This is a genomic window from Aureimonas sp. Leaf427 (assembly GCF_001425485.1).
Taxonomy (GTDB): Bacteria; Pseudomonadota; Alphaproteobacteria; order Rhizobiales; family Rhizobiaceae; genus Plantimonas.
In genome coordinates this window covers 1-12,830 of sequence record NZ_LMQW01000015.1, presented here as the reverse complement: position 1 = coordinate 12,830, position 12,830 = coordinate 1, and the positions used below count along the sequence as shown (strand labels likewise).

The 12,830-nt window shown below is 60.0% G+C and carries 17 protein-coding genes; 10 read left to right on the top strand and 7 right to left on the bottom strand.

Annotation, left to right across the window (positions count from 1 at the left end; translation table 11 throughout):
* Positions 1 to 21 precede the first annotated feature (21 nt).
* Positions 22 to 912 carry a LysR family transcriptional regulator gene (locus ASG62_RS11980; protein WP_056695876.1) on the top strand — a complete coding sequence of 297 codons (891 nt, stop codon included), beginning with the start codon at positions 22 to 24 and terminating at the stop codon, positions 910 to 912.
* Positions 913 to 1,151: 239 nt separating this feature from the next.
* On the opposite strand, the gene ASG62_RS11975 is transcribed toward ASG62_RS11980, so the two are convergent.
* From ASG62_RS11975 to ASG62_RS11965, 4 genes are all read right to left on the bottom strand, one after another.
* Positions 1,152 to 1,616: a cupin domain-containing protein gene (locus ASG62_RS11975; RefSeq protein ID WP_056695879.1), complete on the bottom strand. Its 465-nt coding sequence runs from the start codon at positions 1,614 to 1,616 to the stop codon at positions 1,152 to 1,154.
* Between the two features lie 60 nt (positions 1,617 to 1,676).
* On the bottom strand, positions 1,677 to 2,444 hold the full coding sequence (locus ASG62_RS11970; RefSeq protein WP_056695912.1) for a carboxymuconolactone decarboxylase family protein: 768 nt from the start codon (positions 2,442 to 2,444) through the stop codon (positions 1,677 to 1,679).
* A 1,379-nt stretch (positions 2,445 to 3,823) separates the two neighbouring features.
* On the bottom strand, positions 3,824 to 4,024 hold the full coding sequence (locus ASG62_RS27925; protein ID WP_320409374.1) for a tyrosine-type recombinase/integrase: 201 nt from the start codon (positions 4,022 to 4,024) through the stop codon (positions 3,824 to 3,826).
* Complete coding sequence (locus ASG62_RS11965; RefSeq protein WP_320409373.1) at positions 4,011 to 4,901, bottom strand: site-specific integrase; 891 nt, start codon at positions 4,899 to 4,901, stop codon at positions 4,011 to 4,013. Before ASG62_RS11965 ends, ASG62_RS27925 begins: the two co-directional genes overlap by 14 nt.
* A gap of 109 nt (positions 4,902 to 5,010) precedes the next feature.
* Here ASG62_RS11965 and ASG62_RS11960 point away from each other — a divergent pair, with 109 nt between their 5' ends.
* Positions 5,011 to 5,232: a hypothetical protein gene (locus ASG62_RS11960; protein ID WP_056695882.1), complete on the top strand. Its 222-nt coding sequence runs from the start codon at positions 5,011 to 5,013 to the stop codon at positions 5,230 to 5,232.
* A 58-nt stretch (positions 5,233 to 5,290) separates the two neighbouring features.
* Here the strand turns inward: ASG62_RS11960 and ASG62_RS11955 are convergent, their stop codons facing one another.
* Both ASG62_RS11955 and ASG62_RS11950 read right to left on the bottom strand, forming a co-directional pair.
* Positions 5,291 to 5,770 carry a MarR family winged helix-turn-helix transcriptional regulator gene (locus ASG62_RS11955; protein ID WP_244487612.1) on the bottom strand — a complete coding sequence of 160 codons (480 nt, stop codon included), beginning with the start codon at positions 5,768 to 5,770 and terminating at the stop codon, positions 5,291 to 5,293.
* Between the two features lie 428 nt (positions 5,771 to 6,198).
* On the bottom strand, positions 6,199 to 6,450 hold the full coding sequence (locus tag ASG62_RS11950) for a hypothetical protein (protein ID WP_156382092.1): 252 nt from the start codon (positions 6,448 to 6,450) through the stop codon (positions 6,199 to 6,201).
* A 160-nt stretch (positions 6,451 to 6,610) separates the two neighbouring features.
* Between ASG62_RS11950 and ASG62_RS11945 the strand changes: the two genes are divergently transcribed.
* The gene (locus ASG62_RS11945; RefSeq protein WP_056695888.1) at positions 6,611 to 7,264 is read left to right on the top strand and encodes an SOS response-associated peptidase; all 654 of its coding nucleotides are present in this window, start codon (positions 6,611 to 6,613) and stop codon (positions 7,262 to 7,264) included.
* A 128-nt stretch (positions 7,265 to 7,392) separates the two neighbouring features.
* Here ASG62_RS11945 and ASG62_RS11940 read toward each other — a convergent pair whose 3' ends face one another.
* Complete coding sequence (locus ASG62_RS11940; protein ID WP_056695917.1) at positions 7,393 to 7,839, bottom strand: DUF2383 domain-containing protein; 447 nt, start codon at positions 7,837 to 7,839, stop codon at positions 7,393 to 7,395.
* Between the two features lie 390 nt (positions 7,840 to 8,229).
* Between ASG62_RS11940 and ASG62_RS11935 the strand changes: the two genes are divergently transcribed.
* From ASG62_RS11935 to ASG62_RS11920, 7 genes are all read left to right on the top strand, one after another.
* A complete protein-coding gene (locus ASG62_RS11935; protein ID WP_056695890.1) occupies positions 8,230 to 8,988 on the top strand; it encodes a histidine phosphatase family protein in 759 nt (252 codons plus the stop codon).
* A complete protein-coding gene (locus tag ASG62_RS11930) occupies positions 8,985 to 9,878 on the top strand; it encodes an NAD(P)H-hydrate dehydratase (RefSeq protein WP_056695893.1) in 894 nt (297 codons plus the stop codon). The genes ASG62_RS11935 and ASG62_RS11930 overlap by 4 nt, the downstream gene beginning before the upstream one ends.
* A 154-nt stretch (positions 9,879 to 10,032) precedes the next feature.
* The gene (locus ASG62_RS26420; protein WP_156382091.1) at positions 10,033 to 10,209 is read left to right on the top strand and encodes a hypothetical protein; all 177 of its coding nucleotides are present in this window, start codon (positions 10,033 to 10,035) and stop codon (positions 10,207 to 10,209) included.
* Between the two features lie 148 nt (positions 10,210 to 10,357).
* Entirely contained in the window at positions 10,358 to 10,525 is a 168-nt protein-coding gene (locus ASG62_RS26415; RefSeq protein WP_156382090.1) for a hypothetical protein, read from the top strand.
* 156 nt (positions 10,526 to 10,681) lie between these two features.
* Positions 10,682 to 10,924: a hypothetical protein gene (locus tag ASG62_RS11925; RefSeq protein ID WP_056695896.1), complete on the top strand. Its 243-nt coding sequence runs from the start codon at positions 10,682 to 10,684 to the stop codon at positions 10,922 to 10,924.
* 47 nt (positions 10,925 to 10,971) lie between these two features.
* Positions 10,972 to 11,121 carry a hypothetical protein gene (locus ASG62_RS26410; RefSeq protein WP_156382089.1) on the top strand — a complete coding sequence of 50 codons (150 nt, stop codon included), beginning with the start codon at positions 10,972 to 10,974 and terminating at the stop codon, positions 11,119 to 11,121.
* 26 nt (positions 11,122 to 11,147) lie between these two features.
* On the top strand, positions 11,148 to 11,570 hold the full coding sequence (locus ASG62_RS11920; RefSeq protein ID WP_056695897.1) for a DUF983 domain-containing protein: 423 nt from the start codon (positions 11,148 to 11,150) through the stop codon (positions 11,568 to 11,570).
* Positions 11,571 to 12,830 lie beyond the last annotated feature (1,260 nt).

Here is a 12,830-nt window from a genome sequence, read left to right as displayed (position 1 = left end):
TATAAACAGGGATTATCAGTCTTGCGCGAGAACGTAGGCGATCTCGTTGCCTTCCTGGCCGTCGCCCGGGCCGGCAGCTTCACCCGCGCGGCCAAGCAACTTGGCGTCTCGCAGCCGGCCCTGAGCCATACGATGCGGGAGCTGGAGTCGAGGCTCGGCGTGCGTCTGTTGAACAGGACCACGCGCAGCGTTTCGACGACCGAGGCGGGAGAACGCCTTCTCCGGGCCATCTCGCCTCATTTCGACGGGATCGAGACAGGTCTTTCCGCCCTGACGGACGTCCGAGACAAGCCCGCGGGTACGGTGCGTATCACCGTTGGCGACACGCCCGCCGAAGGCATCATCCTTCCGGCGGTCGCCAAGCTTCTTCCGGACTACCCGGATCTTAGGGTGGAGATCAGCGTCAACGCGGGGTTCGTCGACATCGTCGCCGAGCGCTTCGACGCCGGCGTCCGACTGGGCGAGACGGTCGCGCAGGACATGGTGGCGGCGCGGATCGGCCCTGACACCCGGATGGCCATCGTTGGATCGCCTGGCTACTTCCAGTCCCGCAAGCCGCCCATCACCCCGCACGACCTGGCCGAACACAACTGCATCAACCTCCGCTACACGGCAGACAGCGGATGGGCCGTCTGGGAGTTCGAGAAGGCGGGACGTGCCTTGAACGTGCGCGTGGAAGGCCAGCTTCTGGTCAACTCCAACACACTGGCCCGCCTGGGAGCGTTGGAGGGGGTGGGCCTAGCCTATCTTCCTGAGGAGTACGTCGAGCCTTTCGTGAGCTCGGGGGATCTGGTCAGCGTCCTCCAGGACTGGTGCGATCCGTTTCCCGGGTACTTCCTCTACTATCCCAGCCGCCGCCAGCCGTCGGCCGCATTCTCGCTTGTCCTGGACGCACTCCGCCATCGAAGCTGACGCCGTCTCCGGTGATCGCTTGGCTTTTCCAAACGTTGTCCCGTTGAGGCAGGACGCGGACCCGCGGCCTGAGGGAGAAACCTGATCCGATCACCGTGCGCAGGACCCGCACGGTACTGGCCATCAGCGGGATGCACGAGGCGCAGAAGACGAGGAAGCCTGCATCTTTCGCCCCGGCTCGCCGGAGCGTCATCGCGAGGTGAATGCCCGAACGGCCATCAACCTTCCGGCGACTTGTCTCAGCGGTCGGCGTACTGCTCGTCGGTCACGAGCTCCATCCAGTCGACGTTCTGGCCGTCCCGGACGTACGTGACCGCGATGTGGCTCATGGCGTTCGTGTCAGTCCCGCCATGCCAATGCTTGATCCCCGCTGGGATCCACACGACGTCGCCGGGCTTGATGTCCTGGCGCGGCTGGCCATCCCGCTGCACCCATCCCTTGCCCGCAGTAACGATCAACGTCTGCCCGACAGGGTGGGTGTGCCACGCGGTGCGGGCGCCGGGGGCGAAGTTCACCAGCCCGAGCGAAGCGGGCGCCTCGACCGAGGACGGCACGGGGAGGTCGATGATCACTTGGCCGGAGAAGTTCTTGGGATCGGCGGTCACCGAAGGCGACGCACCACTCGGGAACACTTGGATTTCCTGCGCGTCGGCAGAGGCGGCGCCCGCGAGAGCAAACGTAGCGGCCATTAGGGTCTTCTTCATGATGGGTCCTTCGTGTTGGGAGCAGGGTCAATCTCGAAGTTCAGGTAGGCGTAAGGCCCGTCAGTCGGGTCGGCTCTTGAAGACCTCCGCGACGACGGGCCCTGCGGAGAAGGCGTTCGGCCAACCTGCGTAGAACGCGATCTGCGAGACGACCTCGCCGGCCTCTTCCTTCTTGAGGCCGTTGTCCAAGGCCCGGTTCAGGTGGGCGGAAAGCTGAGCTACCTGACCGTTCGCCATGAGTGACGTGATAGTAACGAGGCTCCGGTCACGCAGAGACAGGTCGGGCCTCAGCCAGACATCCCGGAAGAGCGGATCGGTGGTGAACTGGTCGAGGCCAGGCGTTGCGGCGCCGAGCAGTCCCTCCACACTCGCCTGTCGGCTTGCCTCCGCCTGCTCGTTCACGGGGCGGAGCTCGGGGGACGCCGCCGGCAACTGGTCGGCACCGATCCCGCGCGAGGCGAAGACGTCCTTGGCGACGGCGACGGCAGCCGTGGCGTTCGACCAGCCGGCGTAGAAGGCCAGATGCGTGACAGCCTCGGACAGTTCGCGTGGTGTCACGCCACCGTCGAGGGCGACGTTCAGGTAGTGGTCGAGATCCATTGTCTGGTTGCGGGCTACGAGGATCGCCACGGTGACGAGTGCCCGGTCGCGGCGCGAAAGCTGCGGACGCTGCCAGAGGGCTTCAACGATGTCTTCCTGGCCAAATCTGGCGAGCGCGGGCGAGACGGACTGGATGTCGGCGTGAGACAGGGCCGAGGCCCCTTGCAAGGGAGCGGGCATGTCGGCCGCTCCTTGCGCGATAGCGGGGGCACTGAGCGCGATGCACATGAGGGTGGCGGAAAGCAGTTTCACGGGCTTGTTCCTTTCCAGAGCAGTCGGTTCTCCGGCTTTGCCAGGGAGTGACGTTGTCCGGCCAACCGGCCCTCGAGGAACGACTACTGGACATGCCGTCACGGTGACCACGAGGGACTATTGGAAACGTAGGAGAAGCACCGACTGGGGATTAGACCAGGTAATCGGAATACGGCTATAAGTCTGGTCTATGAATGGCGGTACGCTTGAGTAACTTCGGAGCGTTCCTCGCCGTCCAAACGGGCGCAGTTTCACCCCAAGCGGCGGCGAGTTCGGCGACTGTCGCCGCGGACGAGGATGTGGTTGGCACCCTCCTCTTGTCCGAGATCGCCGGTCTTCGACCTTTTCGTCGAGGCGTTGCACTACTGAAGCTGACCACACCGACTGGGTTAGCCGCATTCATCGGCCGAAGTCTTGAGGAATGGTCCGCTTCCGACCTGATGCGCTCGGAACCTGCCTGTCGGCTCTCCACCGGAAGCAGCCGGGACCGAAGCCCCAGCCCTTCACCCCCGATTCCTCAGAGCCGGCGCCGCCCCGAAACCGTTGCGGTGCCTAGCTGCAACAGCCAGAGCCGAAGTGAACCCGCCAGCTATTGCGTGACTCAATGCTGCGCTACCCACCCCTGGCAACAGGGGGAGATCAGCGCATGATCCGCATTCCGCCGCCGCCGCCCATAGCCTGGGGCTTCCTGATCGGATCGTTTATTGGCGCGTCAGGATGGGGCCTGTTCCTTCTAATTGAAGGGATGCCCTTATAATTTCACCCGATCCACCGCGCGATCTCTAGCGAAGTAGTAGAATCGTGCACCCGATTACGGACCACGCGCCCACTCCCAGGATGATACCGTTTATCAAACCAGTCGCTGGAGCGAGGGGACTAACTTCGGCCTTGGCAACTCTCTTGATGTCACTCATAGCGCTACTCCCGAAGACACATATGGGAGTTTCTAGGAGCTAGGTAATGTCCGCCGAGTTCAACATGTCGTTAAGATTTTAACTTCCGCTGATCTTGCGCCGCAACATAAATGGCTGCCCTGTGCTGTTGTGTGTGCGACGGACTGGGCTGATCGTTAAAGTTTGAACAGCCGGTTCAACAGCATCGTCCGTTGTTTAGGCCATCGTGGGCTTTGATATAGCTCTCGCTAGGACGATCAGTGATGCCGCCTGCGATCCCGCCACCGCCACCGACTGTATGGGGCTTTCTCCTCGGAACGATTATGGCAGCTTGCGGCTATTTGGCTGCATTCCACCACTATCCGTAAGCTTAAACTGCCGCCTTACCAGCCCCTCCCCCGCTACTGATAAATCGCCTTCCCAACGACGTTTGCCTATGAGTGCAGCAGGAGACGAAGTCCCCTACCCCACCGCCCACTCAGCCCATTTCCAGCCTTCGTACTTGTCGCCAGCCGTTTGAATGTGGCTGTAGCGCTTGAGACTGATCCAAGAGCGATGGCCTGACACGACGGACACCTGAGGGATGTTCAGCCCAATTTCGAAGAGCCTCGATACGCCCTCATGCCGAAGGTCATGAAAGCGTAGGTCTTCAACCCCCAACACCCTGCACGCCCGCGTAAACGCCGCGCTGACGGCGTCCGTCGTGTAAGGGAAGATGCGGCTCGCTCGTCTGCGGCATCGCCTTCAGCACCCGCATGGCGGGCTCAGGAAGGTCGCACCACGTATCGTTGCCAGCCTTCTGGCCAGGGTGCTTCATGTCCCGCACAAGAACGCGGCTGTGAGCCTCATCGAGGTCTGCCCATGTGATGCGGACGATCTCTTCCTGCCGTCGTGTACTGAAAAGCGCAAAGAGGATGATGGGCACCATAGGCGCCGAGCTGGGTGATGTCGCACTCCGATCGCTGAAGTGCTTCAGCAGCCTGTCGAGCTCATCAAGCGTTGGTCGACGGCTGCGGGAGGCGCTGGCGCCGATGCCGCCCAATCGCTTTAGCGCGATCTTGGCATCGCGCATTTCGTTGAGGTCTAGCGGGTAGTCCCAGGCGGGGCGTGCGATAGTGAAAATAGTACTAAGGTGGGAGAGATACCCAGCCACTGTGGTCGGCCGATTTTTGGCTTCGAGCCGACGCCGGGCGAACGCGACGATGTGTGACGCGCGGATCTCGAGGCACTTCATGTCTGATATCGGATCGTCGAGGGTCGTGCGAAGCGCCTGCGCCTTGGAGCGCCCGACGGGGCTGACAAGCTCGACGAGATAGCGCTCGATCGCGTTTCTGAGGGTTGGTATTGTACGCGACGCCGCTTCAATACCGCCAGGCTTTCGAAGCACCCTCTCCCGGCTTTTGATCCAGTCTACTGCCTCCTTCCGAGAGCCAAAAGTTTTTGACTCGCGGAAGTTCGCGCGGCCCTTCTTTTTCAAGAAGATCTGGGCCGTGAAGCGAGAATTGCCGTCTCCAACGGTTCGTACAACGATCGTACCCATGCAGGCTGAATAAGCTTTAATCGACCGCGCTGCAAATTTTGTAAGATTACACACTCGTTACTATTTTTGTTTTTGGTGAACTGGTGAAGTCCCATAAAACCGAAGTCTGATGCTTGGAGGGGCCAATCTACTCGAGCCGCTCGTCCCGCCACACCGCTCGGCGGACGGTAACGAGCCGTTCAAGGCGGCGAACGATGAGGCCGACTCGCTCTTCCCGGATGGGCGACCAGACCTTCACAACGAGATAATCATTGCGGCTGCAATTCTCGCACCGCCGACCTTGAGCGACATGTCGTGGATCAATGTCGCCGACGATGCTGCGCAGATCTAATGGCAGATAATGCCTTTTGGTCCCGTACTAAAAGCAGGCGGTCGTTACGACCGAGCCGTTAACGGAGCCGAGAAAGTCGCTGTTTCAGAAGGGCAGCAAGGCTTTCCAAGGATTGCAGAGCGACCTCATCATCAATCGTCAACGATCCCCTCAGATCAGCTTCTATCCTTTCCCGGAGTTTCAGCAGCATAGATCGCGCTTCGAGCCCCGCGGGAGTGATCTGAACCATTGTCTTACGGGCGTCTGTTGTGTTGCCAATCCTCTCAGCCAAGCCTTTAGCAATTACCCGGTCCAGCATCTTCGAGACGGTCGAAGGGCGGACTGACAGCTGCTCGGCAATGTCGGAGACGCTAACGAGAGTGTTTTTCTCAAGAGCCACGAGAAGCTCATCCTGCCCGTTATGAAAGTCGTGCTCAGCGAGCTTCACGCCCATAAGGGCTCTAGTGCTCTTCGCGATGGACAGGAGTAGCGGAACGAGATCAGCCTCGGGACCAGCCTTGGAGGCATGGGACATAGCGAGTACCTTACGCTCAGACATGTTAGCACCTCAGCAAAAGAAGCGATCTTCATTAGTTAGGTTTCGAACTCGGAACGCCAACTAGGCTACCAGCTAAACACGCGCATCCGAGCGATTTTGGACGCCATACGTACCTAACAAACAATTGATAACATTAGAAGTATTGCACTTTTGCAAATTCGCATTTAGCTTCTGAGCACTCATCGACTTGGGGCAACCCGATCGAACATGGGACTGGAGTAATCAGTGAGCTATAGTGAGATACTTGCCGCTTACGAGCGAGGTCAGCTTGAACCTTTGGCTGCGTTTGAATTAGCAGGCTGCTACGGTATTATCGAATTGTATGAACTGGCGTCTGACGAGGCCGACAAATTGCAGCAATCTGAGTTGCCGAAGGTCGGAGAAAAACGATCCCAACTTACTTTGGTAAAGTAGATTTTGGCATTGCGTCACTCCAGCGTCTCGTTTCGCCAGATCGCCCGGCGAACCGTGACCAGCCGCTCAAGCCGGCGGACGACGAGCCCGACGCGCTCCTCGTGGATCGGCGACCAGACCTTCACGACAAGATAGTCGTTGCGGCCACAGCTCTCACAGGATCGATTCCTCGCAACGTGGCGGGGGTCGATGTCACCGAGGATGGTCCGCAGATCGAGCGGCAGATAGTGCCGCTTGGTGCGGCAATAGTAGCAGGCGATCGTCACCACCGAGCCGTTGTCATGCGACTCCGATAGCGTGATTCCGGCTCGATACCTGCTCTGGCCCATGCGAACGGATGAAGAACATATCGACCTGAGTCGTCCAGCCCCTTGGTCGGTAGCCGGGTGTCTGGACGCGGGTCCCCGGGCATGCTCCCTTTCCCGCATGTGCAACCTCTACAGCCTCACCAAGGGCCAGGCCGCCATCCTGGAGTTCACCCGCGCCGCGATCGACCGGACGGGCAATCTGCCGCCGCTCCCCGGCATCTTCCCAGACACAGCTGCGCCGGTCGTGCGCAACGTCGAGGCCGGGCGCGAGCTGACGATGATGCGCTGGGGCATGCCATCGCCGCAGTTCGCTCTAGAAGGCAAGAAGGTCGACGGCGGGGTGACGAACATCCGCAATACGAAGAGTCCGCACTGGCGCCGATGGCTCGGGCTGGAGCATCGCTGCCTCGTGCCCCTCACCTCCTTCAGCGAGTACGACACGGTCGACGGCAAGAAGGTGCCGGCCTGGTTCGCCGCCAGCGACGATCGCCCGCTCATGGTCTTCGCCGGCATCTGGACGAACTGGACGAGCGTTCGAAAGGTAAAAGAAGGCGAGGTCAACGCGGACCTCTACGGCTTCCTGACAACTGAGCCGAACGCCATCGTTGCCCAAATCCACCCCAAGGCGATGCCGGTCATCCTGACGACGGCCGAGGAGATGGACGTTTGGATGGGCGCGCCGTGGGAAGAGGCGAAGGGGCTGCAACGACTGCTGCCGGACGACGCGCTAAAGATCGTTGCCAAAGGCGAGCGGAAAGACAGTGACGCATGATGGACAGCGAAGAGGTCTACCGTGCTCGGCTCGCGGCCTGCCTGCCCCCACTGCGGCTTCGGGGAGCGCATTTAGGCTAGGCAGGCCGCGAAGTCGTCCTCGTCCTGACATGTAGGTCGGTACTTGGTTCAAGACGCCGCGGCAGCGTCCATGTAATCCTTGTGCCGGGTTTCGTCAGCGTAAGCCTTTGCGAAGAAGGCTTTTGCCTCGTGGGTTGCAACTGAGTTCTTCGAGGCGTGATCGTAGGCCATCTTTGTCTCGATCTCGTTCGTCGACATCGCCTTGAGAATGGTCCGGTCCCCGACGATGGCTGCTAAGGCGACCTTGCCGGTGGTTAGATACTCCTTCAGGTCGCCCTCGATCGGCGCTTCTACGCCGAGGCTCTGCGCCATACGCGTCAACTCGACAACGTGCCGCTCGTGATCAGCTTTGAACTCTGCGATTTTTGCCTTGTGGCCGACGTCGTCAAGCTTGGCGATCGTGCTCTCATATGCGGCAAGAGCGTCGTGCTCAAGAATTAGGAGGTTCTGAACAAGCTTTTCGAACGTCGTCTCGGTTCCGACCGTGGTGACCATGTCTAGCTCCTCAATGAAAGACAGCAAAATGCCAGTGTCTTTCGGCGGTTCCATCATCGGTCGTTAGGGGGGCATCGAGGTAGAACCGTTGCGCGTGCATGTCAGCAAGATCTGAGACATTCCGTGATACCAATTTCCGCGAAGCTATCGGCCCGTCGAGATCACCGAAGAGCGGACGTGACGGTGCTCTCGGTGCAGCAAACAGACCAGTAGTGTCCGCTACACGGCGATCGACCGCAGCGACAGGGAGGGCTTGGCGCAGTCGTGGCCGAGGGCTGCACGCTGACACTCGATCCTTGCGCTGGAAGCTATCGACCTAGGGTCCATGGCGAACCTTCCGATCCTTCTGCGGTTGTCATTTTCAACATGCCGAATGAAAGGACAAAGCCTATGAGGCGCGAGTGGCCGGAACGGATATGGATTGTTCGACACGGCGAAAGCATGGGCAACGTCGCCCGTGATGCCGCCATGTCGGCAGGGCACAATGTGATCGATATCTCTGACCGTGATATCGACGTTCCACTGAGCCCACTTGGGCACGAACAGGCGGAGGCGCTTGGTCGATGGTTCACCAACCTCGCACCCAGCGAGCGACCGGAAGTTATTCTCTCATCGCCTTACCTTCGCGCTCGCCAGACCTCGGCCGCGGTGCGCGGCGCGGGCGGGCTCGATGATGCCCATTTCGTCGTTGACGAACGCCTGCGGGAGAAGGAGTTCGGCATTCTGGACCGCCTGACGACGGCCGGTGTGCGCCAGAACTTTCCCAAGCAGGCCGAATTCCGCAATCTCCTCGGCAAGTTCTACCATCGCCCGCCGGGTGGGGAGAGCTGGTGCGATGTCATCTTACGGGTTCGATCCATGCTGGATACGATCGCCCTGCATTATGAAGGACGTCGGGTCCTAATTGTTTGCCATCAGGTGGTGGTCCTTTGCCTGCGCTATGTATTGGAGGAACTAGACGAGGAGGGCATTCTAGCAATTGACCGAGAGGCCGACGTCGCCAACTGCTCGGTTACCGAATACGTTTTTTCCGCACAGGCTGGCCAAGCAGCGCGGCCTTGCCTGGAACGCTACAATTTTGTTGCTCCACTTCATGCGGAAGGCACACCTGTCACGGCCGAGCCTGACGTCAATGTCGCGGCAAGATGATGCACACAATCACACCGGACTTTCTCCGCCGCAATCCCTTGCCTCGTCCGACCGAGGGCGCCGGCAAGGACGAGCGAGGACGCGTTCTAGTCGTAGCGGGCAGTCGCGAGGTGCCTGGTGCAGCTTGGCTCACTGGCATTGCTGCTCTTAGAGCTGGCGCTGGTAAGCTTCACATCGCTACCATTCGATCCATGGCGCCGCATTTAGCCATGGCCCTTCCTGAGGCGCGGGTAACCGGTCTGGACGAGACGGCAGACGGTGAGATCTTTCCTGCATCTTCTGAGCTGATCCAGGACTTCGCCGAGGGGGCGGATGCCGTGGTGATCGGACCTGGAATGTTGGACGACCAGGCAACGCGCGATCTTGTCCACCAGCTACTCGACGCAACGACCTCACCGCGCTTCGTTCTCGACGCCGCGGCCATCACGGCGCTCGGGGATGATGCCAAACGCCTGTCAGTTCACGCCGGGCGCGTGAGCATCACCCCTCATGCCGGCGAAATGGCCAGGCTGCTCGGTATTGAGCGCGATGTCGTCGAGGCCGATCCCGTTGCCGCCGCGACGAAGGCCTGCGAATTGACGCAAGGCGTCGTCGCTTTGAAAGGGGGCTGCACCTACGTCACGCAACCGGTTGATGGCAACGCTTTGACGTTCTGGAGCTGCTCGAACGGGAATGTCGGGTTGGCAACCTCTGGCTCGGGAGACGTTCTTGCCGGCATTGCAGCTGGGCTTCTTGCACGAGGCGCCGAGCCTCTTCTCGCCATGCAGTGGGCGATCTTCCTACACAGCGAAGCGGGAACCAGACTTGCAGCACGTATTGGTCCACTCGGCTATCTAGCCAGCGAACTGCTTCTCGAAATCCCTCCGATTATGGCTTCGCTGACCGAATGATGAAACATGTGCAGGCTCACCTGCTGTATCCCAGAGTCACGTTCAAAATCCGTGGGAAGGCGTGCGCTTTCAGAACATTGATGCCTCCCCACTCTGCGTTTGGAACGTAAGCCTCTCTGGTCTCTTCCACCTAGAGAAAGAATGGGAGGTTAGCATGGATATTCCGAAAGAAGAGCGTGGCGCACATGACGCTAAGGGGCAGGCTGGCGGCGATGGTGCGAAAGACGCCAAGGGCAAGGCAGTCGGGTATTCGACACGCGATCTGACTGAGCCGGCGCCGGGCGGGCAAGGTGTTCAACACTCGCCAAGTAAAGATGAGGATGCGGAGTAAGCGTTTTCATATCGCCCAGTTTGATCGGCTCATGAGCTAGTGCTCAGGCCCTAAAGGGCTGGGCTGAAGGCCAAGTAGCCCAGCGCGATAATCCGGCGATCCAGGGCGACAGCGAAGGCTGAAAACGCCGTTCATTAGGGAGATAGACATGTCTGACAAAGCCGCCGCCGTAGAGGCCAACGTTCCCAATATGGAAGCCGAAGAGTTAGCGGCCAAGCACAACATCTCTGTCGATGAAGCCAAGGCCATCATCGATGAGCAAGGGCATGATCGCGGCGCCAAGGATTTTGCCGCGCAGGAAAAGAAAGATGAGTGAGGGCGAGAAAACGAAGGTCGTGCCTCCAGCTAAAGTGCACGGCGATAGCGGGGTAACGGCTGTCGTAGCTGAGACCGAGACCTCTCCGGGCGAAGACAAGGAAGCACGCAAGGAATTCCCGGAGCCTTCGCGGGATGTCGAAGCCGGGATGCGGTCATGAGCGATCAATCCCGGGGTTGGTTCTTGGTGATAGACGATGTCACTGGCGACTTCACGATTGAAGGTCCTTCCCCCGACCTCGATCGCTGGAAGGCGGCTGTGGAAGCCGCACAGGCAGCTGGGCAGAAGGTGAAGTGGGTGTTCGATGAAGGGCTGCGGGACGAGGCTGTAGCGCAGGCCAAGCATCAGTTCGGCGGCAAGGAGCGTTTCCCTGCTGGATCGATCGTCGGTTTAAGCTGATGCGTCGAGCCGAACGCCGCAACGACTGAACAAAGGAGGATCGGACCGTGGACAGCATCAAACAGACTGACGACTACGGGATGACGGTCTGGAAGCTTATGTTCGGCGGGGATAATTTGTTCGGTCGCCTTAAGCTCTACATTTTCCTGGCTGCGTTCATCCTGATTGGCGGATCAACGCTCGCTCAGTTGGCTTAGCCTAAACGTGCGCAGGAGTTACGGGGATGAGTGACACCTTCTACCCCCCGCTGAAGCCGATGGAAGTCGGGATCAAAGGGAAGTGCCCTCGATGCGGGCGCGGTCGGCTCTTCAACGGCTTCCTGACGCTGGCGCCAAGATGTGAGGAGTGCGGCCTGGACTACTCGTTTGCTGATCCAGCTGACGGACCTGCCTTCTTCGTAATCTGCTTTACCTGCGTGCCCTCAGTCCTCTTCGCGGTGTGGCTGGAAGTCGCTTTCAACGTTTCGCTGTGGGTGCACCTGTTTGTCAGTCTGCCGATCCTGCTTCTCAGCTGCATCCTACCTCTTCGTCCGTTGAAGGGCTGGCTGGTAGCCAGCCAGTATTACCATAAGGCGGAACAAGGACGGCTTGTCGGTGCCGACGGACTGACTGATCCAGAACGGACAAAGAGCCAGATCAATGAGTGATGCCTGTCAAATCCCCGAACCTGTGATCGACGCAATCGTGTAAGACGGAAAACCTGCGGAGAAGGCATTTCGCGAGAATGCCGGCTTCAGCGTTTCAGGGCTCGCCGAGGCTACCGACATTCCCCCGCATCGCCTCGAGGCGATCGAGCACGGCGCCACGCCAACCGAAGAGGAATAGGCGCGCATCGGGGACGCGCTCGCGGTTCCACCCGATCTTCTCGTCGACGAATGATCCCCGCTCCTTCACCCCTTGTTTGGGCCGCCGTCGCCTGCTTCGCGCTCGTCGCCCTCGGCTTCTGGACGGCGGCCGGCTAGGAGCTCCTAGCCTATCGGTTGTCCCTCTTCATTATCTCCGCTGCTTCGGCCGCCACCATTCCCGCGAGATAGGCCAGCATGGGGGCATTACCCTTCCGCGCGATCTCGACCAAAGCAGCCGCCTCTTGTTCCACGTATGCAGCCATTCGCGCTTTTGCGTCCGACATCCTGTTCTCCTGTTCAGGTTAAAGGACAGGATCGCAAGGGCGTTCGTCAGCCATCAACCGACCGGCGAGCGAGCAGAGGTTGTGCCGTCATGAAATGTTCGTTGCGCGCGTCGGCAGCATGCCGCTTACCGGTTCGGATGGTCGTCGCAGCGCTTCTGATGGTCCCGTCGGTTGCCCAAGCCATCCCGATTTGCTCTGGTCCCGATCGCGCCGCCCGCAAGGTGACGTGTATCTACGATGGTGCCGGACGCCGGGTTCAGGAGCTCGATCCGATTGCAGCGAACTCTGGCAATGCCGCGCCTTTGGAGAACAAAGCTGCCTAAGCTGCTCCTTCTTTCCTTTTCGGCCTTGGTGACCCTAGCGTCCTGCGCTCGGACGATTGAGCTACCGGTCGCCATGCGCACTAGCCAAGGCGAGTACTTCGCAGGACAAACGAAGGGGCCGCCGTTCAGTGGAACGGTGCGCCTCAAGTCAGACAGGGGCGCCTCTTGCGTTGGCAAATACACGACCGATGACAGCGGTATGGCGCATGCACCGGTCGTGAGGTGTTCTGACGGGCGTGTTGCCTCCTTCTCTGCTCCAATGGAGAACGACTTGATCTCAACCCGAGGAACTGCGCGTTTTTCAGACGGTACGACCGGAGACGTGGGCGTAGGAAGCCAAGCTGCTCGGATTAAACGTACGCCTACGGTCTAAACCGCCTTTCGGACTAACCGGCGCGGTAAGAGACTGCGCGTATGGACGTCCATAAGCACAGTGCCTTCGAGCGGTTGGAGAT